Origin of the sequence: Serratia fonticola (genome assembly GCF_001006005.1) — a bacterium.
Taxonomy (GTDB): Bacteria; Pseudomonadota; Gammaproteobacteria; order Enterobacterales; family Enterobacteriaceae; genus Chania; species Chania fonticola.
Genome location: NZ_CP011254.1, coordinates 5,334,611 through 5,356,834, shown reverse-complemented (window position 1 = coordinate 5,356,834; position 22,224 = coordinate 5,334,611). Strand labels below are relative to the sequence as shown.

Below are 22,224 nucleotides of genomic sequence, written 5' to 3'. Positions count from 1 at the left end.
CGGATTACGTGCACAGAAGTGGGATTGTGGTGTGAATCTAGGTTATTTCCCTGTATTAATCAGGGTTAAGTAAGAGGTGCAACTCATTTCGGCTATGGCGAGTGCAACCTTAACAGCGAATAAATGTGACCTGGCGTGAGTTTCGTGTGACTTTTTTGTTAAATCTCTTGTTGGTTGTTGACTGCCTCAACTAGGATAGCCAGCGTTCAGACCATGATGGGTATAAACGCTGTTTATCCGCCACCATCGCAATGCGCCCCGTTCCGGCGCGTGGCGGGTGAAATTACTGACATAAAAATACCCGATAACTTTCAAGAGGCTGCTAACATACGGTGGCTTGAAAGGGAGAAGGGAATAAGAAATGGAGAGTTTGAAATAATGAACACACCTATGCTGGTGACCTTCGTGGTCTACATTCTTGGGATGGTGGTGATCGGCCTGCTGGCCTATCGGGCGACCAACAACTTTGACGATTACATTCTGGGTGGCCGCAGTCTGGGCAGCGTGGTGACCGCGCTCTCTGCTGGGGCATCCGATATGAGCGGCTGGCTGCTCATGGGCCTGCCGGGCGCGATTTTCCTTTCCGGTATTTCGGAGAGCTGGATCGCCATCGGGCTGACCATTGGTGCCTACCTGAACTGGAAGCTGGTGGCAGGGCGGTTACGCGTCCATACCGAAGCCAACAACAACGCCTTGACGCTGCCGGACTACTTCACCAGCCGTTTTGAGGACAACAGTAAACTGCTGCGGGTGATTTCCGCCATCGTGATCCTGGTGTTCTTCACCATCTATTGTGCTTCCGGCATTGTGGCCGGTGCGCGTCTGTTTGAAAGCACCTTCGGTATGACCTACGCCACCGCGCTGTGGGCCGGGGCAGCCGCCACCATCCTATATACCTTTATCGGCGGGTTCCTGGCGGTCAGTTGGACCGATACCGTGCAGGCCAGCCTGATGATTTTTGCGCTGATCCTCACGCCGGTCATCGTCATCTTCGCCGTGGGCGGCATCGACAGTTCGATGCTGGTGATCGCGGCTAAAAACCCGGCCAATCTGGATATGATGAAAGGGCTGAATCTGGTGGCGATCCTGTCGTTGCTGGGCTGGGGCCTGGGCTACTTTGGTCAGCCGCATATTCTGGCGCGCTTTATGGCTGCGGATTCCCACCGCACCATCCGTAGCGCTCGCCGCATCAGTATGATCTGGATGATCCTCTGCCTGGCGGGGACCATTGCGGTTGGCTTCTTCGGCATCGCTTACTTTGCCAATAACCCGGATCAAGCGGGCAATGTGACGCAAAACGGCGAGCGGGTGTTTATCGAACTGGCCATGCTGCTGTTTAACCCATGGATTGCCGGGATCCTGCTGTCGGCTATTCTGGCGGCGGTAATGAGCACCCTGAGCTGTCAACTGCTGGTTTGTTCCAGTGCGATCACCGAAGACCTGTACAAAGCCTTCTTGCGCAAAGAGGCCAGCCAGCGTGAGCTGGTGTGGGTAGGGCGTGCGATGGTACTGGTAGTGGCGCTGGTGGCGATTGCCCTGGCGGCTAACCCGGAGAACCGCGTGCTGGGTCTGGTAAGCTATGCCTGGGCCGGCTTTGGTGCCGCATTTGGCCCGGTGGTGCTGATCTCGGTGATGTGGTCGCGCATGACCCGTAACGGCGCGCTGGCCGGTATGCTGGTGGGGGCGATCACTGTGATCGTCTGGAAGCAGTTCGCCTGGCTGGGTCTGTATGAAATCATTCCTGGTTTTGTGTTTGGTTGTATCGCCATCGTGGTGGTCAGCCTGATGGGGCGCCAGCCTTCGGCAACCATCACCAAACGTTTTGATATGGCAGAGGCCGAGTTCAAAACGGTCTAAATCCGTCTTAATCTCTCCCCGGTAATCGGGGAGAGATCCGCTTTCCCCATCACTCCTCTCACCAAGCTGTAACAACTAGCGACATTTGATTAATAAAAATCACACTTCCGCCTCTTGTTTTTCTTTTCAGTAGAATGATAATCACTATCGTTCTGGTTTACTTTTCTTTACATTGCCGCAGTCTGGTCGACCCAGCGCCCGCGGCTGACTACAAACGCCTTTTCAGGGGTTAATATTCTATGTTTGTTCCTTTCCTTATCATGTTCCGTGAGGGGTTGGAGGCTGCGCTGATCGTCAGTTTGATCGCCAGCTATCTGAAGCGGACTCAACGCGGTCAATGGCTTGGTGTGGTATGGATTGGAGTGATCGTCGCCGTTGCTCTGTGCCTGGCGTTAGGTATCTTCATCAATGAAACCACCGGTGAGTTTCCGCAAAAACAGCAAGAGCTGTTCGAAGGGCTGGTAGCGGTGGTGGCGGTGTGCATCCTGACCTATATGGTGTTCTGGATGCGCAAGGTTTCCCGCTCGGTGAAGGTGCATCTTGAAGGGGCGATTGATAACGCTCTCAACTCGGGTAAAAGACAAGGATGGGCATTGGTGGCGATGGTGTTTTTTGCCGTTGCCCGTGAAGGACTGGAGTCGGTGTTCTTTCTGTTGGCCGCGTTTCAGCAGGATGTGGGCATTGCCGCGCCAATCGGTGCGATGCTCGGCCTGGCGTGCGCCATCGTAGTGGGCATGCTGATCTATTGGGGCGGTATCAAATTGCACCTGGCCAAGTTCTTCAAATGGACCAGCCTGTTTATTCTGTTCGTGGCTGCGGGCCTGGCTGCCGGGGCGATCCGTGCTTTCCACGAGGCCGGATTGTGGAACCACTTCCAGGATATCGCGTTCGACCTCAGCAACCAGCTATCCACGCATTCACTGCTGGGCACCCTGTTAGAGGGAATGTTCGGCTATCAGGAAGCGCCATCGGTTAGCGAAGTGGCGGTCTATTTCCTGTATCTGATCCCTGCTCTGATTTTCTTTTTCCTGCCGCAGCGTACGGAGTCTTCAACGATCCCGGCGCAACGCAAGACACATCACTAATTTACTAGGGAATTCCGTATGTCTACTCCGTTATTTCGCCGCAAGGCATTGCATGCCGCATTACTGGCCGTTCCTGCTTTCGCGCTGAGCCTCAACGCGCTGGCGGCGGATATCCCTCAAGTTAAGGTGACCGTAAACGACAAACAGTGTGAGCCGATGCAGTTGACCCTGCCCGCCGGTAAAACCCAGTTTGTGGTGCATAACACTAGCCAGAAGAACCTGGAGTGGGAAATCCTCAAAGGCGTGATGGTGGTGGAAGAGCGCGAAAATATTGCGCCAGGTTTCACCCAGAAAATGACGGCAAACCTCGAACCGGGCGAATACGACATGACCTGTGGGCTGTTGAGCAACCCGAAAGGCAAGCTTGTCGTCACGGCTGCGGGTGCGGTAGCTGATGGCAAACCGAATGTGATGGATTTGGTTGGCCCGATTGCCGAATATAAAGTCTATGTCACCAAGGAAGTTGAAGGGCTGGTCAAGCAGACCAAGCTGTTTACTGATGCGATCAAAGCCGGTGATGTGGCCCAGGCCCGCAAGCTTTATGCGCCAACCCGTCAGCACTACGAGCGTATTGAACCGATTGCCGAGCTGTTCTCCGATCTGGACGGCAGCATTGACGCCCGTGAAGACGACTATGAGAAAAAAGCCGAAGATCCAAAATTCACCGGCTTCCACCGTCTGGAGAAAGCGCTGTTTGCCGATAACACCACCAAGGGCATGAATGAGTATGCCGATGGTCTGTATAAAGACACGCTGGAGTTGCAAAAACGCATCGGTGAACTGACCTTCCCGCCAAGCAAAGTGGTGGGCGGTGCTGCTGGCTTGATTGAAGAAGTGGCGGCCAGCAAGATCAGCGGTGAAGAGGATCGCTACAGCCGTACTGACCTGTGGGATTTCCAGGCCAACGTCGATGGCGCCCAGAAGATTGTGAACCTGTTGCGTCCGCTGTTGGAAAAGGCCAACCAGCCACTGCTGGCGAAGATCGACGCCAACTTTAAAACCGTCGATAACATCCTGGCTAAATACAAGACCGCAGAGGGTTATGAGTCTTACGAGAAGCTGACCACCGCGGATCGTAATGCGATGAAAGGGCCGATCACTACGCTGGCAGAAGACCTGTCACAGCTGCGTGGCGTGCTGGGTCTCGATTAAGGCTGAGCATGATGAACTACAAGACCGGCCCGCAAAACGGGCCGTTTCCTCAAGATGAGCAGGCCGCTTCACCTTCGCGCAGGCGGTTGTTGCAGGGTTTGGGCATTATGGGCGGTGCTCTGGCGTTGGCGGGGCCATCCCTGGCGCGGGCTGCAGAAGAGCCGCTGGCTACCTCGCAGGACGAACGCTGGCAAAAACAACCGTTCTACGGCCAGCACCAAGCCGGTATTTTGACGCCGCAGCAAGCGGCCATGATGCTGGTGGCTTTCGACGTGTTGGCGACCAACAAACAGGATCTTGAACGGCTATTTCGGCTGTTAACCAGCCGTATCGCGTTCCTCACCAGCGGCGGTAAGGCACCGGAGGTTGATCCCAAGCTGCCACCGTTGGATTCGGGCATTATGGGGCCGGAAATTTACCCTGATAACCTGACCATCACCGTTTCCGTTGGCACTTCGCTGTTTGATGAGCGCTTTGGCTTACAGGCGCAGAAACCGCTGCATCTGCAAACCATGACGCGTTTCCCCAACGATTCACTCGATGCTGCCCTGTGTCATGGTGACTTGTTGCTGCAAATCTGTGCCAATACCAATGAAACGGTGATCCACGCGCTACGCGATATCATCAAGCATTCGCCAGACTTGCTCAGCGTGCGCTGGAAGCGGGAAGGTTTTATCTCGGCACACTCGGCCCGCAGCCGGGGCAAAGAGACGCCAATTAACCTGCTGGGCTTCAAAGACGGCACCGCCAACCCAAAAACCAGCGATAAGCCGTTAATGGATCAGGTGGTATGGGTCGGTGATAAAGCGGGAGAACCTGCGTGGGCCGTTGGCGGTAGCTATCAGGCTGCGCGTATTATTCGTTTCCACGTCGAATTTTGGGATCGGACGCCGTTGCAGGAGCAGCAAACCATCTTTGGCCGCGAAAAGCACAGTGGTGCGCCGTTGGGGATGAAGCACGAGCATGACGAACCGGACTATGCCAAAGACCCGGAAGGTAAGCTGATCCGTATGGATGCCCATATTCGGTTGGCCAACCCGCGTACGCCACAAACCCAGAGCAACCTGATGCTGCGCCGTGGTTACAGCTATTCGCTGGGCGTTTCCAATTCGGGTCAGTTGGAAATGGGGTTGCTGTTTGTCTGTTACCAGGCAGACTTGGAACAGGGTTTCCTGACGGTGCAGAAACGATTGAACGGTGAGGCGCTGGAGGAATACGTCAAGCCTATCGGTGGCGGCTATTTCTTTGTGTTACCGGGCGTCAAGACGAGTGGCGATTATTTGGCCAGCAGTTTGTTGCAAGCTTGAGACGCTAAAGTTGTTAGTTGGACAGAGAAGCGCAGCGCAAAGGCTGCGCTTTTTTATGTGCTCAATTTTTAATCCGGCAACCTAAATGTCATTCGCCGAAATTAATATCAATGCATTGATATTTAACAATAAAATAATTTAATGCCAAGGCGGTTATGCTTTGATATAGTGGTGTTGCAGCGGGTTAAAACAAAAAATATTAAATTTTTTTACATTTTAGCAACGCAGCGCGGTTGAATGTCATTATACTGTAATCATCTGGCGGTAGTTTTCACACGGTGCACAGCTCAATGCTGTAAATATCACTGCGGGGATCGCTAATGGTAAAGTCCTTGGTTGGGCTACAAACAGCAAATAACATACCTTCACTGATTTCTCGTTGTAACGAGGGCGCTCTCTACGACTCTCAATTTCTGACCGACTCTTGGCTTTCCTTTCGCATTAATCCGGCTGACACACACTCCTGTTTTACGCAAATCGCGTTGTCCTGTGAATCAAGGCAGCATGCTTTTTCACGTCATTCTATGGCTTTAAAGGGGGCCACAACCTGATACGTGTGTAACATAATCGCTCGGTTTTGTATTGCCGTTGCGGTAGGTGAAACAAACTGTAAGGTGCCACTATGGGAAGACAGAAAGCAGTGATCAAAGCACGTCGTGAAGCCAAACGCGTCATTCGTCGTGACGCTCGTAGTCATCGCCAGCGTGAAGAAGAAAGCGTGACCTCGCTGGTACAAATGGGTGGTGTGGAATCTATCGGCATGGCTCGTGACAGCCGGGATACTTCTACCATCGAGGCTAGAACCGAAGCTCAAGGTCATTACTTATCAGCCATAGAAAACAAGCTGTTGATATTTGCTACTGGTGAAGCTGGGTGCGGTAAAACCTTCATCAGTGCTGCCAAGGCAGCTGAAGCCCTGATACATAAAGAGGTGGATCGGATTATCGTCACTCGTCCGGTTTTGCAGGCGGATGAAGATCTCGGCTTTTTGCCGGGGGATATCTCTGAGAAGTTCGCCCCTTATTTCCGGCCGGTGTATGACATTCTGCTACGCCGTTTAGGATCGTCGTTCTTGCAATACTGCCTGCGCCCGGAAATTGGCAAGGTAGAGATCGCGCCTTTCGCCTATATGCGCGGGCGTACCTTCGAAAATGCGGTAGTCATCCTGGACGAGGCCCAGAACGTGACGGCCAGCCAGATGAAGATGTTTTTGACCCGTCTGGGCGAGAACGTCACGGTGATCGTTAACGGCGATATTACCCAGTGCGATTTGCCACGCGGCGTGAAATCCGGCCTTAGCGACGCGCTGGAGCGCTTCGAAGAGGACGAGATGGTCGGTATCATTCGTTTCGACAAACAGGACTGTGTGCGCTCGGCTTTGTGCCAACGCACGCTTAATGCTTACGATTAATTTGTCTGAAAGCTTGCAAAAGGCCACTTCGGTGGCCTTTTTAATGCACCAAACATTTTGTAATCCGTAGTTTACTGATGAAACGAAATTTATATTTGGTTAGGCCTTCTTAGAAACGATGAAACTTACAGATCAAGGCCCAAATTTAAATGAGTACATTGTTCGCCAATGTGGATTTTTTTACCGTTGAGGGGCGTGTAATCGATAGCGAATAAAATGAACGCCGTCATATTCAATGTCACCATCAAACTGAAATCCCAGCCGAAATATCGCTTTAATTTTCAAACGTGTTGGGGGCAGCAGGATTGTGATTGACTTGAGCCCCATCTCATTGAAAGCATAAGCTAAAATTTTGTCATAGATTTTTTTTCCGAGCCCCCAATGGTCAGGGTGGAGCACTAAAGCCAAGTCAGCATCTCCGTTTTCGTACTGTAAGCCTCCCCAACCGACAAACCTGTCGCTTACTGTAAAAGCCCATGGCCCATATCCGTATTCATCCCATTGGGATTCTTTGCCTGTTACCCATTCCAGACATTCAGCATCGCCAAAACTCGAATCACCCAAGGGCATTTGGCGTAAAACCAATGGGTTAGTGTTTAGGGCAATAATTTCGCTTCGATCGATATCGCTAAGGCGTTTAAACACAATATCCATTACTAACTCTTTGTATATGTGGTAGAAACTATGGTGTGCTGGTGGCCAGCAGTGCATGGGATGATACCAATAAAGCTGCGCCATTGCGGCCAATTTGAGTACAATAAATCGCAGGATCACTAAGGAATAATATTATGGACGATATTCAGCGCTGGCGGTCCAGCGTAGGGAAAACGTGGTTACTGGGGGCGATGCTGCTGGTGGGGAGTTTTACTGCCTCGGTAAATGCAACGACCCCAGAGAACTACCATCAGGTCTCGCCAGAACTCTACCGCTCCTCTCAGCCATCCGCTGCCCAGATGCAAACGCTCGAGCAGCAGGGCATTAAAACCGTACTCAGTTTACGCCAGTGGCATGACGACGACAGCGAAGCCAGAGGCACAGACCTGCTTCTGCGCCGGGTGGCGATCAACGCCGCCGTAATTAATGATGACATCGTGGTTGCAGCACTCAGAGAAATTCGTTTTGCCCTGAAACCGGTGTTGGTTCACTGCTGGCACGGCAGCGATCGTACCGGGCTAGTGGTGGCAATGTATCGCCTGGTGTTTGAAAATGCGGATAAGCCTGCGGTGCTGGCCGAATTGAGAAAGCCGGAGCATGGCTATCATGAAAAATATTATGCCGGGATTGCGCGCTATATTGGTGATGTCGATGTCAGCAAGATACGGCAGCGGGTTTTTGCCGATAACTTCACCAAGGGGAAGTGATTTGCTAGCAAAGGGTGGGGCATTGGCTACGGCGATCGTCCCCTCACCCTAACCCTCTCCCACAGGGAGAGGGGACTGGCCGTGCTACCAATTAGCCGCTTTACCGGTTTACAACACCGTAGCGATTTCCTTCGTGAATAAGCTGCAGATTGCTTCCTATAACTAAATACAGACCGTATCAATCCCTTGCGTGAATAAGCTACAGATTGTCTTCTATACCTGACTACGGCTCTGAATCAGCTCCCTCGCCCTGCCGGAGAGGGCTGGGGTGAGGGGAGATCTCGATTGCCTGACCGACAATCCGGTATCTCTCCCCTGCATGTACTTTTGCTCCCCCCAATCCGACTCTGCTAAATCGTTCTCTCCCTCCTAGCGTAAATCCCATTCTCGTTTAAGCTTTGTGTAAATTTTTGCGGCTTTTTGTATAGAATTTTAGTTTCAATAACGTTAACTATTGGTGTCTTGTGGCCGTTAAACCGATCTTAACGGAGCTAAGGGAATTGTTGGGTTGTGTGCCGTGCTTGGCATACTGATGGTCGTATTTTGGGGTTCTGAAGTCATCATGAAATATATCATTCTGATTTTATTGGTTTTGTGCGTTATTTACATTCATTTTCGTGGCCGTGTTCGCTATCCTTTTTGGCGTCAGCTTTCCGACCATTCCACCTTTACCGCGCCGCTGAACGTGTTTATGTACCTGTTCTCACGGGTGCCGACCACGCCTTACCTGCAACCGGAGCAGTTCCCCGATCTCATTATCCTGCGTGACAACTGGCAGACCATTCGTGAAGAAGGGCAGCAACTGATGGAGATCCAGCAAATCAAGGCGTCGGATAAATTTAACGACGCCGGATTCAACTCCTTCTTCAAAACCGGCTGGAAGCGCTTTTACCTGAAGTGGTATGAGGATAACCATCCTTCGGCAATGGCGTTATGCCCACAAACCACAGCGCTGTTACGCAGCCTGCCTTCGGTGAAGGCCGCGATGTTTGCCGAATTACCCCATGGCAGCCGCTTGCCACGCCACCGTGACCCTTATGCCGGTTCGTTGCGCTATCACTTGGGGTTGATCACCCCGAATGACGACCGCTGCTTTATCGAAGTGGATGGCGAACGTTACAGCTGGCGTGACGGCGAAGGGGTAATGTTTGATGAAACCTATCTGCACTATGCCGAAAACCAGAGCGGGGAAAACCGCCTGATCCTGTTTTGCGACATCGAGCGGCCGATGCGTTACCGTTGGGCGCAGGCGGTGAATCACTGGTTGGGGCGTAATTTGATGAGTGCTGCGACAGCACCGAATGAAGAGGGCGATCGTACCGGCGGCGTCAATCGGCTGTTCAAATATATCTATGCCGTGCGTAAGGTTGGCAAGCGATTAAAAGCCTGGAACAAGACGGGGTACTACATTATCAAATGGCTGCTGTTTGGCGGGATTGCTGCACTGATTTTCTTTGCACTATAAATAGAACGGGGGCGCAAATAATGCGCCCCGTTGATGTTTTGTAACCACCCGGTATCAGGCAAATATCGTCATCATATAAGCGGCAAACAGCGCCAGGTGCGCGGTGCCGTTCAGCACGTTGGTTCTGCCGGTAGAGAACGAGATATGGCACAATATCAACACCGTCAGCATCACTACCATATGCGGTGCCTGCAGGCCGAAGATTAGCGTCTGGCCCGTCAGGGTGGCAATAATCGTTACCGCTGGCACCGTCAGTGAAATGGTCGCCAGCACCGAGCCGAAGAACAGGTTCATGGCGCGCTGCACCTGATTGTTCAACACCGCGCGCAGAGCACCCAATCCTTCTGGGGACAGGATCAGCAACGCAACCAGGAAACCGGTGAACTGCGTTGGTGCGTTCAGCTTGGTGAGCAAGCCTTCAAGCGGGTTGGCGTTGAATTTGGTTACGGCAATTACCGCGACCAGATGCACGATCAACCAAGAGGCATGCCACAGGCTGCTGTGGGACGAGGGTTTACCGTGGTGCGGGTCGCCATCGTCATCTTCGTGTTCATAAACAAACAGACTCTGGTGGGTTTTGGTCTGGATCAGCAGGAACACGCCGTACATTGCCGCTGAGATGGCCGCAACCAGCAGTGACTGGCCCACGCTGAAGTTGCCCCCCGGCAAGGCGCTTGGCAACACCAGCACGATCACCGCCAGTGGGAGGATCGCCATCAGGTACTGTTTGATACCGCCAAGGTTAACGTACTGGGTAGCAAACTTGCGCCCGCCGAGCAGCAGGGCAACCCCAACCAGTCCGGCAGTCACAATCATGATAATTGAATACAGTGTGTCACGCATCAGGGCCGGGGCCGCGTCGCCGGTTGCCATCAGTGCTGAAATCAGGCTCACTTCCAGGATCACTACCGACAGGCTGAGGATCAGCGAGCCGTAGGGTTCACCCAGGCGGTGGGCCAGTACGTCGGCATGGCGTACCACGCTGAAAGCACTGCTGAGGATACCGACCAGGGCAATAATGTTGATGGCCACAATCAGTGGGAAACTGCTGGTACCGCTCCATAAGTTGAGCACAACCAGCGCGGCGATAGGGAAAATCAGGGAATACTCTGTGTGGCGAGATTTGGATCGGCCAGGATCGTTGTGCGACTTCATTACGGTACATCTCCTTCTCAAACTGCGTGGCCCGTCATCGCTGTTCACCTGCAGATAGGGTCAGCGTATCCAGAAAGTTGTTAATAATAATAGGATACACTCTGCGCATGACGCCGAGTAATAATGTGATGTTGTGTTTGGTTTTTAGAAAGCAAAACTTTGCTTGATGCGATAAGAGTAACAAAAAAACCGCATTTGATGCGGTTTTTTTTACTTACTTTTACGTTAAACACCAGTCATTACTTGTTAAACGCCTATAAAAGGGGTTTAACCGGCATTTTCAACGGAAAATAAGGCAGATAATGGCGATCAGGAGTCAATATTATCCATGATATCGTGCCTTTTCTGGTGGTAACCCTCCTCATTTAACCCTTCACGCCAGTAAGGCACCGCATAAAGCTGATTACGCTCACATTGGCGCTCCCGGCGCAGGTAACGACGCAGTTCGACTACCAGACGATCCTCACCTGCCAGCCAGAACTGGGTGCCGCTTTGCGGCAGTGGCAAGGCGCAGAATTGCGTGATGAGATCGGCCGTTTTCTCCGTGCCGCCAATGATCCAGCTGAGTTCAACACCGGCAGGTTTTTGCAGATTGATAACGTCCGCAGGGGTATCGACACGGATAAAAGCGTGGCCTTCGCTACGTGCTGGCAAGTTTTCCAGCAGTGCGGCGATGGCCGGTAACGATGAAGGATCGCCTGCCAGGCAGTAAAAGTCGGCTTCTGGCAACATTGGCTTGGGGCCGCCAGGGTTGCTGATACCAATTTTATCCCCCGGCTTGGCCTGACGTGCAAAGTTCACCGCTGGCCCGCTGTGGTCGTGCAGGGCAAACTCAATATCAATCTCACCCTGTTGCGGGCGAACGGCTCGAATAGAGTAGGTGCGAATTAGCGGGCGCACGGCATCGGCGGCCCACACCGGGCCCTTCTCGGTGAGCGTGGGCAGGTCTGGTTGCGTTTGGCCTGCGAGCGGCAAGAACACTTTGATATGCGCTGCGGCGGCTTCTGCCGGGTAATAATGCAGGTCTGGCGCGCTGAAGGTGATACGGCGCAGGTGCGGCGTGATGTCGCGTAAGCGGGCAACTTCGATCAAATAGGGGGCGCGGCTGCGTGGGGTTTCGGTTGTCACAGGACTCTCCTTTATCATTCTGCGGCCAGTATATCACGCCATTTGATAATGAGAATTGTTTGCTGGTTGGCATGGCACATCAGGCCAAGCGGCGTGATCCGCCCGGATTGTATTTTTTTGCGGTTAAAACGCTGAGCTCTGTTAACAAAACGCAGGGGAAGAGTAAAGTTTTACGTCTATAATTATTATTGCTTCTGGGTACAAATACTTTTTCACATTAAATATGCCTGGAAACTTGATTGGGAGGTCAGAAAAGAATATGGTCATTTATACCCGTCGTCTTTCAAGTTGCAGCGTTGTTATCTGCACTTACTCACCCCAGTCACTTACCCAAAAGTAAGCTCCTGAGGATGAGTAAGCTTGTTGCCTAGCTGCAACTTGAAATCCATAGGGTATATATTTTTTGCTGGGCGGTGGAAATAAACACGCCCCGCATCCCAAAAAAGAAATTGCATACACAGTGGCGAAGGGTTTAGGGCAATCCTATTCCCAGGAGGTTGTATTAGGTGTTAACTCGAGATTTTCTGCAAAAAGCAGACTGCAAAACGGCATTCGGCACGATCGAAGAGTCGCTGTTGCTGACACCGGAACAGCGCTCGGCCTCACTGACATGTACACTCTCCAGACGGCCGGATAATAGCCCGGTATGGGTTTTTGGCTATGGTTCACTGATGTGGAACCCGGTATTTGAATCCGAAGAGGTGCGCCCGGCGACGCTGCAAGGCTGGCATCGGGCATTTTGCCTGCGTTTGACCGCCGGACGGGGCACGCTGCATCAGCCAGGGCGCATGCTGGCTCTGCAGGAAGGGGGGCAAACCACCGGTCTGGCCTTCCGCCTGCCGGAAGATAAACTGCGTGAAGAGCTGGAACTACTGTGGAAGCGTGAGATGATCACCGGTTGCTATCTGCCAACCTGGTGTGACCTGACACTGGACGACGGCAGCGTCGTTACCGCCTTGGTGTTTGTGATGAACCCGCAGCATCCGCTATTTGAAGCGGATACCAGCCATCAGGTGATCGCTCCGTTGATCGCCAGCGCCAGCGGCCCGTTGGGCACCAATGCGCAGTATCTGTTTGCCTTGGACAACGAGCTGAAAAGTCACGGCATGAAGGATGACTGCATTGGCGATCTGGTCGGCTATGTCCGTCAGTGGCTGCAACAAAATACCTCAGGGCCAATAGGTGGCGAAGCCACGGCCTAACCCTCAGTTACCTTCGGGGCGTCGTATTGCGCGCCCCAAATGTCTAAACAACCCTCGCGTTGATATATCTTATCCCTCTAGGTAATAACTTTTTCTGCATAGCTTGTTTAACCATAATATTCTGATGGTTATTTATCTCATTAATTTTAAAGCTATTTGTAATTTTAAGAAAAGCGGTGGTGAATTTTTAATGCATAAAAAATGCACTTAGCATTAAAAGCTATAAGTAAAGATTATTCCTTATTTGTTCTGTCTGCGCAGACTCCGTATCAATATTGTTAACGATTTTGGGGAGAGAAGGGGACGGAATGAATTTTCAGCAATTAAAAATCATTCGTGAGTCAGCGCGTTGCAACTACAACCTGACTGACGTCGCGAATGCGTTATTTACCTCACAGTCTGGGGTTAGCCGTCATATTCGCGAGCTGGAAGAAGAGCTGGGGATTGAGATATTTATCCGCCGTGGCAAACGGTTATTAGGCATGACCGAACCGGGCAAAGAGCTGTTGGTGGTCGCGGAGCGTATCCTCAATGATGCCAATAATATCCGCCGTCTGGCCGATGTGTTCAGCAGTAAAGACGCGGGCCAACTGCATATTGCCACCACCCATACCCAGGCTCGCTATAGCCTACCGGGGGTGATTAAGGAGTTTCGGGCGCTGTATCCGCAGGTGCGCGTGGTGCTTAATCAGGGGAGCCCGGAGGAGATTGCCGCCATGCTGGCCTGCGGTGAAGCGGATATCGGTATCGCCAGTGAACGCCTGATGAGCGAAGAGTCGTTGGCTGCTTTTCCCTATTACCGCTGGAACCATGCGATCCTGGTTCCGGAAGGCCATGAGTTGACACGCCAACCGCTGGTCACGTTGGAGATGCTCAGTACGCTGCCGTTGATTACCTACCGCCAGGGTATCACCGGGCGCTCACGGCTGGATGCGGCATTTAAAGCTGCGGGGCTGACGCCGGATATCGCGCTAAGCGCCCAGGATTCTGACGTCATCAAAACCTATGTTGAATTGGGGCTGGGTGTGGGCATTCTGGCGGATATGTCGTTTGAAAAAGAGCGCGATCGTGGGCTGGTCAGTCTCAATGCCGAACATTTGTTTGAGCCTAATACCGTCTGGTTGGGCCTGAAACGCGGTCAGTTACAACGTAACTATACCTGGCAGTTTATCCAGCTATGTAATCCCACCTTGTCACTCACGGAAATTAAAGAGAAAGTGTTCTCCGATCAGTTGGAACAGGTTATCGATTATCAGATCTGAGGCGGTAATGCGCTGGCATGGTGCAAAGCGCGCCATATCACTGTGCAATAGTGAGGGGTGGATTACAGTTTGCACGGCAATAACCTTCTAAAATCTGTGGCTTGGCAAACTGGCATGCAAGCTGCTTACTTTAAAGGCGGAAACGTTGAGTATCCGCGATGAATTTCAACAGGCGTCCGTGCAGCACGTTTGCCCCAATGGTGGAATGTGCTGTTCGGACGTCTTTTTTATCGCTGGTTATGCCCCTTGTTTAAATCCCCGATTACAGGTTTTTCCGATGGCTTCTTTTTGCCGATCGCTTACCCTATGGCTTCAGGTTGCATTATGCTGTGCGGCAGGTTTTTTCTACCGGCCGGAACGGTAGTGTCAACGAGGTGGGTTTGCCATGCGGCAAGGAAGGCGAAGGGCAAACGTGGTTATGAGCAAGGTTATTCAGCAAAAGATGTCACAGTTGTTATCCAGCACGCGCTTACTCGGGTTATTAGCACTACCGGTGATAATGTTTAACGCCCAGGCGGAAGCTCCCCCGGCAGTGGTTGGCGTGCCTGACGCCCAGGCTGAGGCACCTGTTGCAGCGAAAAGCGTAGCTGAGGCCACGGCGGAGGCTCCTTCGGTTGGGACGAGCGTGATTGACGATCTGGCTAAAGCGCCCCCGACAGCAACAGCAGAAACACAGCCGGTACCACCGGCGGCAGTTGCAGAAGCTCAGGCAGTAGCACCAGCAGCAGAAACCCAGACGGTAGCGCCACCGGCTACGGTAGCAGAAGCTCAGACAGTGGCACCAACCCCCGTAGAGCCCCAGGCCATTGCCCCACCGGCGGTGGCAAATGCGGCTGATATCGCGGCTAAAGTGCCTGCGGCCGTGACCCCGATAGAGAAGCCAGCGGCAGTGGTCAGTGAGGTCAAGGCGCAGGCATCTCCGGCGCAAGCGCTGCCGGAACTGGGCAGCGCTGGCGTCAACGATGCCGAAAAAGAAAAAGAGTGGGCTACGCGGGCGAAAAAGCTGGCAGAGCAGAATCTTAACCAGATATCCAGCGAGCGGGCGCGCGCCGATACCAAAGATTACCTGACCAACCAGGCCAGCTCGGTTCTTCAGCAGGAGACCGAGGAGTTACTTTCACCACTTGGCACCGCTAAACTGTCGCTTGCGGTAACACCTGAAGGGGATTTCACCGGCAGCAGCGGTCAGTTGTTCAGCCCGCTCTATGACGTGGATGGCTTGTTGACCTACAGCCAGGTGGGTTATCTGCAAAAGGCTAACGGTTCACAGGGTAATTTTGGCCTGGGGCAGCGCTGGGTGGTGGGGGATTGGCTGCTGGGCTACAACTCCGTGCTCGACAGTGATTTCCAGAATCAGCGCAACCGTGGCAGCATTGGTGCCGAAGCCTGGGGTGACTATCTACGCTTGTCGGCCAACTATTACCACCCGCTATCGTCATTTTCTCCACAGGCAAACAATGCCGTCTTTCTCGGCCGTCCGGCGCGTGGCTACGACATTACCACCCAAGGTTATCTGCCGTTTTATCACCAGCTTGGCGCCTCGCTCAGCTTTGAACAGTATCGCGGCGCCAGTGTCGATCTGTTAGGCAATGGCAACAAACAAACCGATCCTAGCGCTATGCAGGTGGGGCTCAACTATACGCCGGTCCCGTTGGTCACGGTCAAAGCCTTGCACAAACTGGATAATGTGGGCGAAACCCAGGACAAGGTCGAGCTGGCCATGACCTATCGCCTTGGGGTACCGCTGCTCAAACAGATTTCTCCGTACTACGTGGAACAGGCCAAATCATTGCGCGGTAGCCGCTATGACAGCATTGAACGTAATAATGTGCCGGTGCTGGAGTTCCGTGAAAGCAAAACGTTGCAGGTGTTTCTGGCCACGCCGTCATGGAGCCTGAATCCAGGGGAAACGCTGCCGCTGGTGCTGGAAATCAAAGCGGCCAATAAGATCACTGCGGTCAACTGGCAAGGGGACACTCAGGCAGTCAGCCTGACGCCGCCGGCGAATATCAACGATCCGCAAGGGTGGACCTTGACGGTGCCCGCGTGGGATGAGACGCCAGGGGCCAGCAATCACTACCAACTGTCCGTCACCCTTGAGGATGAAAAGCAGCAGAAAGCCACCTCCAACTGGATCACGCTACAGGTTACCGCTCCCCTGAGCTTGTCTATTGAAGGGGAGCCTGGGTTACCGCCGCCGCAAACCCTGCAGCCACCGGCCATCCCGGCGGTTACCGGGCCGTTGCACCCAGAGGGTAACTAATCTTTCTTATTACCCAACACCCAAACGGCGGCTTCGACGCGGGATTTCAGTTTCATCTTCTTCAGCAGGTGTTTCACGTGCACCTTGACGGTACTCTCGGTGATCGTCAGTTTACGGGCGATCAGCTTGTTTGGCAGCCCCTGCGCGATCAGCTTGAGGATGTCGCGCTCGCGCGGGGTTAACTGCTGGATGTCGCGTTCTACCGCCGGGCGGTTTTCCCTCAGGCTGGCCGCCAGCACTGGCGTCAATGCTTCGCTCAGTACCATTTGCCCTGCTGCCGCCTGATGCAGCGCCTTGAGCAGTTCCTCTGGCTCCATATCTTTCAACAGATAACCATCGGCACCGCGTTTTAGTGCGCTCACCACATCGTCTTCATGGTTGGAGACGCTGAATACCACCACGCGGCCGGAAAGGGCGGTTTGGCGCAGGCGATCCAGCGTTGCCAGACCGTTCATTCCGGGCATATTCAGATCCAACAGGATCAGGTCGGGATCGTGCAGCTCCGCCAGTTCCACCCCTTGTTCGCCATTGCTGGCTTCGGCGATGACTTGTAGCCGCGGATCCATGCTAATCAACTGCTTGACGCCGTTACGCAACATGGGGTGATCGTCAATCAGCAGTATGGTGGCAGCTTCTTCGGTCGTCATAATATTTCCTTATTCGATAGCAGAGTTATCCGGGCGGAACGTCACCCGTACTTCGGTGCCGCCGCCGCTGCACGGCAAGATTTCGCACTGGCCGTGCAGGCTTTTGGCGCGATCGCGCATGATGATCAGGCCGTAGTGATCGGGCCGTTCGCTGATATCTGGCAGGCCACGGCCATTATCGCTGACGCTCAGGGTGACTTTGCCCTGCAGGTTTGTTACCCGAATCGCGACCTGGCTGGCCTGCGCGTGTTGGTGAATGTTACTCAATGCCTCTCGCGCGATTTGCAGCAGGTGGATCGCCTGATAGGCCGGTATGCTTCGTGGGCCTAACTGATAATCCAGTTCGATGGTGATCCCCAGCCGCTGATTGAATTCTTGCACCGTAGACTGTAGTGCCGCCAGCAGGCCAGGCTCGGTCAGGCGCAGGCGGAAGGTGGTTAACAGCTCGCGTAACTGACGATAGGCGGTACTGATCTCTTCACGCATCTGTTGCACCAGCGCCAGACTGGCCGGAGGGAGCTCGCCCCCCTGCATTTGCAGGCAGCTGGTCTGCATTTTCAAGCAGGTGAGGGATTGAGCGATGGAGTCATGTAACTCGCGGGCGATCGCGGCCCGCTCTTCCATCAACATCAACTGCTGCTGGTGGTCAACCTGGCGCTCTATCGCCAATACGCTGGTCAACTGCTCTATCAGGGTATTCATCAACTGGCATTGCTCATCGCTTAGCCGTTGTTCTGGCGCATGTTGAGCGACGACGATGCCATAATTGCCCAGTTGGTCACTCAGGCTCCAGCTAAGAGAAGGGTGGCCCTGACTATGCGGCTGATGTTCGCTTAAGCAGGCGCTACAGACCGGATTATGGCAATACTCCGGCCTCAACGGTTGGTTACCGCTTAATTGCAGAAACTGTTCCTGACTGTTGTTTTCATACAGCCGTACCTGGATGCTGTGTAGCGGCGTCAGCGTTTGCAACTGGTTGAGGATCGGCGTCAGGCGGCTACAGATCGGCTCGCTGGTGTGTAACTGGCGGCTGGTGTGATACAGAAAGCCCAGCACCTGGTTTTTCTGTTGCAGGTCGGCGGTTTTTTCTGCGACACGTTGCTCCAGCCTGGCATAGATGGTGGCAAGCTCGTCGGACATGGTGTTGAGCGCAGCGCCGAGGGAAGACATCTCGTCCTGATGCCCACGTTGGGCAAAGCGGTGGCTGAAATCACCGCGGCCAACCGCCAGCGCCAGTGCCACCAATTGACGCCAAGGGTGCAGCAAACGGCGGCGTAGATAACAGATGGTGCCGACCAGCAGCAACAGCGTCAGGGCGATAAATCCCCCCTGGACCAGCGTCACCATCAACAAGCGCCGTTCGGTTTGATGATCGATATCGGAAACCAGCTTGTCCAACAGGCTGACAAAATGGGCCACTTGGGGAGCTGCATCGGCGGGGCGTTGCGCCTGACGCAGCCGTGGTTGCAGCTGGTTTAGCCAATAGTCACGTAGCGTCAGCAACTGCGGGGTTAGCCCTTCGCGCTCCAGCGCCTGCTGCAAGTCGCGGCTGGTTTCATCCTGATCCAATCCCTGCATCAGTATGTCACTTTGGGCATCCAGAGGGACCTGAGAAAGCAGACGGTAACTCTGCATCCGTAGGGAACCCGCTTTGTTGATGGCATGAGCATTGCCCTGGATGCTTTGCGACATCCAGGCGGAAATACTCATTCCGGCGATACCCAGCACCCCCAGCAGTAGCATTAACAGGGCAACCTGGTTAACGATGGAAAGCGGAGCCAGCAAGCGTTTCATCGAATACGCGTCCCCTATAGAGCAGCAGAAACCAGAGAGTGGATACCAGCAACTCCGGCCGCCAAATTACGTCAATAGCAGCCATTTTTCCTTATCCCCCGGCGTAACCCCATACCCCTAACGAAGTACCCCTTAGTTTCCGGCTACCTGACCCATTGCCAAACCTTTAGCACTACTGTGCTATAACCTGCTGAATACCAATAGATTAGCTGGCCTTAATGAGCTACTCACTAAGGGATGTATGAGGTTTTTGCGCCATGAGTTACCTGCTTGCTCATTGATTTGCGTCAACTTTACCGCTTGAGGGGATCAACTAGGGTGTGCGCAGTTATCACCGTGTTTCTGAGGTTATTATGTCGCAATCTGCAATGCCTTTAGCAAAAAAAACGGGTGCGGTTATTCAGGACTGGCAACCTGAGAACAGCGAATTCTGGCAGCAGAGTGGGCACCGCATCGCCCGCCGCAACCTGTGGATCTCCATACCCTGCCTGTTGCTCGCCTTCTGCGTATGGATGCTGTTCAGCGCCGTGGCGGTTAATCTGAATAAGGTGGGTTTTAACTTCACCACCGATCAGCTGTTTCTGTTGACCGCATTACCTTCGGTTTCCGGCGCGATCCTGCGCGTGCCGTATTCCTTCGTGATCCCGATGTTTGGTGGCCGCCGTTGGACGGCCATCAGCACCTGTTTCCTGCTGGTACCTTGCCTGTGGTTGGGCTATGCGGTGCAGGATCCGAGCACCTCATTCAACGTATTTATCATTATTGCGCTGTTGTGTGGTTTTGCCGGGGCCAACTTTGCCTCCAGCATGGCGAACATCAGCTTCTTCTTCCCGAAGGCGAAGCAGGGTGGCGCGCTGGGGCTGAATGGCGGTCTGGGAAATCTGGGGGTCAGCGTGATGCAACTGGTGGCTCCGTTAGCCATCTCGCTCGCCATGTTTGGCTTCCTGGGCGGTACGGGGCAGATACAGCCAGACGGCAGCCAGCTGTGGTTGGAAAACGCCGCCTGGATTTGGGTGCCTTTCCTGCTGGTGGCAACGCTGGCGGCCTGGTTCGGTATGAACGATTTGGCCGCCTCAAAGGCTTCTTTGCGCCAACAGCTGCCGGTACTCAAACGGGGGCATCTGTGGGTTTTGAGCCTGCTGTATCTGGCAACCTTTGGTTCCTTCATTGGCTTCTCTGCCGGTTTTGCCATGCTGGCGAAAACCCAGTTTCCTGACGTGGTGATCCTGCATTATGCCTTCTTCGGGCCGTTCCTTGGGGCACTTGCTCGTCCCGTGGGTGGGGCGCTTTCCGATCGCTTTGGTGGCATTCGTGTGACGCTGCTGAACTTTATAGTCATGGCTATTTTCGCTGCCTTGCTGTTCCTGACCTTGCCGGGTAGCGATCATCAGGGCTCGTTTATGGCCTTCTATGGCGTGTTTATGGTGCTGTTCCTTACCGCCGGATTGGGCAGCGGTTCGACCTTCCAGATGATCGCCGTGATATTCCGTAAAATCACCGTGGACAGAGTGAAAGCCGAAGGAGGAAGCGATGAGTTGGCACAGCGGGAGGCGGTAACCGATTCGGCTGCGGCGTTGGGCTTTATCTCGGCGATTGGTGCGGCAGGGGGGTTCTTTATTCCCAAGGCGTTTGGGACTTCGCTGGCGTTGACGGGCTCACCGGCTGGGGCGATGAAGATCTTCCTGGTGTTTTATATTCTGTGTGTCGTGGTCACCTGGGGCGTTTACGGCCGTAAAAAGGTTTCACGCTAGTTGAGTTAAGCGGGCGCAGTATGCTGCGCCCCTTCGGTCGAATATGTGCGACGCCTACCCATTCAGCAACATTGCCTGTCAGTCATCTGATACTCCCCGTTCGCCGGGGAGTGTCTTCTCTCTCAATTCCCACACGGTGTTTCACTGATAGCCAATCGGTGAGTTCACCGCTACTTTGGTCAAAACTCCGTTGTGTCATGTTACCGACGCCTGGCGGTTTTATAGGTATATATTAACATCGCTTTTCTTTTGTTGATTGAGGATAAGATGATCCCATCTTTATCTATTAATGAAATCTTAATGTCCACTGTATCATCATAAAATAAACCCTCAAATCCTTGGTGTGGAGTGGTTTATGTCTGATTTGACCATGGGCCAGGAGGGGGGGTGATTTTTCTCGGTGAGTTGCATGATTTCACTAAGTTATGAAAAATAGGTGAAATATAAAGTAAGTCTATTTCACTGAGTTTATATTTAAATTCTTGAACATTTTTTCATGTTTCTATACAAATGAGGACGCTGTGAACTCATAAGGAAAATGAAAAGTGGACGCTGAACAGGAAATAAAAATCATAAATTTTGATGTTTTGCTCCCCTCCAGGCAGCGTTCACGCCTACGTTGGAAAGAGCTTCAGATCCTTTCCCTGCTGGTTAACCGCTCGCCAGAGTTGGTGAGCCGCTCAGAAATCATTGAGACTATCTGGAAAGGCACCTATTGCTCAGACTCGACAATAAATCAGACGATTAAGTCCATTCGCCAGAAAATTGGCGACACGGAGCATGCTCTCATCAGGACCATTCCCCGTCTTGGTTATAAGGTGGATGATAAAACGATTTTTAACTTTATATCATCAGGGGAATCTGCCGTCGTTACGGGGATTATTCCTGGAAATGATGATACTGAAACTTTCAATGGTGATTTATCTGAGGGTAAATTAAATCATATGGCCGATGAAATTATTGAAAATGCAACGTTACCGGAAGGTTATTCCCTCATGAATCCGCTATTAAGTGAAACGTCTTTGGTTGATTCCAGGCGAAACACGCTAACGCCTTGGGGCAGAATATTGAAGTATCTGGCGGCGTTTATTGCGCTGTTGACAGTTTCACTTTTATCCTATGCATTGGGCAGTCGAACCAGGCCTGCAATACAGCATGAGCAGCTCAATAGCCCTCGTATGGTCCTCTCTTTTTCATTAGACACCTCACCTGGTGTTAATCCACAGGCGCTGAACTGCGTGTATCTGGCGGGGAATGAAAAGGAAATGCGGGTTGAATGTCGCACTCGCTAGCAGGGACCCCTCCAAGCTGTTTAAAATATGAGTATTAAACTGCGCAAAATTACCCCGTCATTTTGTCATTAACCTCGCCTCACACATCCGTT

General features: G+C 53.0%; 17 protein-coding genes. 12 read left to right on the top strand and 5 right to left on the bottom strand.

Going from position 1 to position 22,224, the window contains the following annotated elements; translation table 11 throughout:
- The first annotated feature begins 378 nt into the window (after positions 1 to 378).
- The 5 genes from putP (at position 379) to phoH (ending at position 6,812) form a co-directional block, all read left to right on the top strand.
- On the top strand, positions 379 to 1,857 hold the full coding sequence (gene putP, locus WN53_RS23760; RefSeq protein ID WP_099049939.1) for a sodium/proline symporter PutP: 1,479 nt from the start codon (positions 379 to 381) through the stop codon (positions 1,855 to 1,857).
- Positions 1,858 to 2,096: 239 nt separating this feature from the next.
- Positions 2,097 to 2,942, top strand: coding sequence for an iron uptake transporter permease EfeU (efeU, locus tag WN53_RS23755; protein ID WP_024485638.1), 846 nt, complete (start codon positions 2,097 to 2,099; stop codon positions 2,940 to 2,942).
- Positions 2,943 to 2,960: 18 nt separating this feature from the next.
- Positions 2,961 to 4,094 (top strand): iron uptake system protein EfeO, encoded by a 1,134-nt coding sequence (gene efeO / locus WN53_RS23750; protein ID WP_024485637.1) that lies wholly within the window; start codon positions 2,961 to 2,963, stop codon positions 4,092 to 4,094.
- A gap of 11 nt (positions 4,095 to 4,105) precedes the next feature.
- Positions 4,106 to 5,401, top strand: coding sequence for an iron uptake transporter deferrochelatase/peroxidase subunit (gene efeB / locus WN53_RS23745; protein WP_024485636.1), 1,296 nt, complete (start codon positions 4,106 to 4,108; stop codon positions 5,399 to 5,401).
- A gap of 622 nt (positions 5,402 to 6,023) precedes the next feature.
- Entirely contained in the window at positions 6,024 to 6,812 is a 789-nt protein-coding gene (phoH, locus tag WN53_RS23740) for a phosphate starvation-inducible protein PhoH (protein WP_021180979.1), read from the top strand.
- 180 nt (positions 6,813 to 6,992) lie between these two features.
- Here the strand turns inward: phoH and WN53_RS23735 are convergent, their stop codons facing one another.
- A complete protein-coding gene (locus WN53_RS23735) occupies positions 6,993 to 7,466 on the bottom strand; it encodes a GNAT family N-acetyltransferase (protein WP_024485635.1) in 474 nt (157 codons plus the stop codon).
- A gap of 134 nt (positions 7,467 to 7,600) precedes the next feature.
- Between WN53_RS23735 and WN53_RS23730 the strand changes: the two genes are divergently transcribed.
- On the top strand, positions 7,601 to 8,173 hold the full coding sequence (locus WN53_RS23730) for a tyrosine-protein phosphatase (RefSeq protein WP_024485634.1): 573 nt from the start codon (positions 7,601 to 7,603) through the stop codon (positions 8,171 to 8,173).
- Positions 8,174 to 8,735: 562 nt separating this feature from the next.
- Complete coding sequence (gene lpxO / locus WN53_RS23725; RefSeq protein WP_024485633.1) at positions 8,736 to 9,638, top strand: lipid A hydroxylase LpxO; 903 nt, start codon at positions 8,736 to 8,738, stop codon at positions 9,636 to 9,638.
- Between the two features lie 54 nt (positions 9,639 to 9,692).
- On the opposite strand, the gene chaA is transcribed toward lpxO, so the two are convergent.
- Together chaA and WN53_RS23715 are read right to left on the bottom strand one after the other, a co-directional pair.
- The gene (gene chaA, locus WN53_RS23720; protein ID WP_024485632.1) at positions 9,693 to 10,793 is read right to left on the bottom strand and encodes a sodium-potassium/proton antiporter ChaA; all 1,101 of its coding nucleotides are present in this window, start codon (positions 10,791 to 10,793) and stop codon (positions 9,693 to 9,695) included.
- Between the two features lie 309 nt (positions 10,794 to 11,102).
- Complete coding sequence (locus WN53_RS23715; RefSeq protein ID WP_024485631.1) at positions 11,103 to 11,921, bottom strand: siderophore-interacting protein; 819 nt, start codon at positions 11,919 to 11,921, stop codon at positions 11,103 to 11,105.
- Positions 11,922 to 12,427: 506 nt separating this feature from the next.
- Here WN53_RS23715 and WN53_RS23710 point away from each other — a divergent pair.
- The 3 genes from WN53_RS23710 to WN53_RS23700 all read left to right on the top strand — a co-directional run bounded on the left by WN53_RS23710 (position 12,428) and on the right by WN53_RS23700 (position 16,648).
- Positions 12,428 to 13,123: a gamma-glutamylcyclotransferase gene (locus WN53_RS23710; RefSeq protein ID WP_024485630.1), complete on the top strand. Its 696-nt coding sequence runs from the start codon at positions 12,428 to 12,430 to the stop codon at positions 13,121 to 13,123.
- A 308-nt stretch (positions 13,124 to 13,431) separates the two neighbouring features.
- Positions 13,432 to 14,385 carry an HTH-type transcriptional regulator Cbl gene (gene cbl / locus WN53_RS23705; protein ID WP_024485629.1) on the top strand — a complete coding sequence of 318 codons (954 nt, stop codon included), beginning with the start codon at positions 13,432 to 13,434 and terminating at the stop codon, positions 14,383 to 14,385.
- Positions 14,386 to 14,803: 418 nt separating this feature from the next.
- On the top strand, positions 14,804 to 16,648 hold the full coding sequence (locus WN53_RS23700; RefSeq protein WP_244887730.1) for a YchO/YchP family invasin: 1,845 nt from the start codon (positions 14,804 to 14,806) through the stop codon (positions 16,646 to 16,648).
- Here WN53_RS23700 and narL read toward each other — a convergent pair.
- Both narL and narX read right to left on the bottom strand, forming a co-directional pair.
- Positions 16,645 to 17,295 (bottom strand): two-component system response regulator NarL, encoded by a 651-nt coding sequence (narL, locus tag WN53_RS23695; RefSeq protein WP_024485411.1) that lies wholly within the window; start codon positions 17,293 to 17,295, stop codon positions 16,645 to 16,647. The two genes, WN53_RS23700 and narL, sit on opposite strands and share 4 nt — an antisense overlap.
- 9 nt (positions 17,296 to 17,304) lie before the next feature.
- A complete protein-coding gene (gene narX, locus WN53_RS23690) occupies positions 17,305 to 19,089 on the bottom strand; it encodes a nitrate/nitrite two-component system sensor histidine kinase NarX (RefSeq protein WP_046808331.1) in 1,785 nt (594 codons plus the stop codon).
- Between the two features lie 353 nt (positions 19,090 to 19,442).
- Here narX and WN53_RS23685 point away from each other — a divergent pair, with 353 nt between their 5' ends.
- Both WN53_RS23685 and WN53_RS23680 read left to right on the top strand, forming a co-directional pair.
- Positions 19,443 to 20,840, top strand: a complete 1,398-nt coding sequence (locus tag WN53_RS23685) for a NarK family nitrate/nitrite MFS transporter (protein WP_046808330.1) — start codon at positions 19,443 to 19,445, stop codon at positions 20,838 to 20,840.
- A 545-nt stretch (positions 20,841 to 21,385) separates the two neighbouring features.
- The gene (locus tag WN53_RS23680) at positions 21,386 to 22,132 is read left to right on the top strand and encodes a transcriptional regulator (protein ID WP_024485412.1); all 747 of its coding nucleotides are present in this window, start codon (positions 21,386 to 21,388) and stop codon (positions 22,130 to 22,132) included.
- The last annotated feature ends 92 nt before the right edge of the window (positions 22,133 to 22,224 follow it).

Excerpts from the sequence above, each read along its gene's own strand:
- putP (WP_099049939.1), top strand. The coding sequence starts at position 379 with ATGAACACACCTATGCTGGTGACCTTCGTGGTCTACATTCTTGGGATG.
- efeU (WP_024485638.1), top strand. The coding sequence starts at position 2,097 with ATGTTTGTTCCTTTCCTTATCATGTTCCGTGAGGGGTTGGAGGCTGCG.
- efeO (WP_024485637.1), top strand. The coding sequence starts at position 2,961 with ATGTCTACTCCGTTATTTCGCCGCAAGGCATTGCATGCCGCATTACTG.
- efeB (WP_024485636.1), top strand. The coding sequence starts at position 4,106 with ATGAACTACAAGACCGGCCCGCAAAACGGGCCGTTTCCTCAAGATGAG.
- phoH (WP_021180979.1), top strand. The coding sequence starts at position 6,024 with ATGGGAAGACAGAAAGCAGTGATCAAAGCACGTCGTGAAGCCAAACGC.
- WN53_RS23735 (WP_024485635.1), bottom strand. The coding sequence starts at position 7,466 with ATGGATATTGTGTTTAAACGCCTTAGCGATATCGATCGAAGCGAAATT.
- WN53_RS23730 (WP_024485634.1), top strand. The coding sequence starts at position 7,601 with ATGGACGATATTCAGCGCTGGCGGTCCAGCGTAGGGAAAACGTGGTTA.
- lpxO (WP_024485633.1), top strand. The coding sequence starts at position 8,736 with ATGAAATATATCATTCTGATTTTATTGGTTTTGTGCGTTATTTACATT.
- chaA (WP_024485632.1), bottom strand. The coding sequence starts at position 10,793 with ATGAAGTCGCACAACGATCCTGGCCGATCCAAATCTCGCCACACAGAG.
- cbl (WP_024485629.1), top strand. The coding sequence starts at position 13,432 with ATGAATTTTCAGCAATTAAAAATCATTCGTGAGTCAGCGCGTTGCAAC.
- WN53_RS23700 (WP_244887730.1), top strand. The coding sequence starts at position 14,804 with ATGAGCAAGGTTATTCAGCAAAAGATGTCACAGTTGTTATCCAGCACG.
- narL (WP_024485411.1), bottom strand. The coding sequence starts at position 17,295 with ATGACGACCGAAGAAGCTGCCACCATACTGCTGATTGACGATCACCCC.
- narX (WP_046808331.1), bottom strand. The coding sequence starts at position 19,089 with ATGAAACGCTTGCTGGCTCCGCTTTCCATCGTTAACCAGGTTGCCCTG.
- WN53_RS23685 (WP_046808330.1), top strand. The coding sequence starts at position 19,443 with ATGTCGCAATCTGCAATGCCTTTAGCAAAAAAAACGGGTGCGGTTATT.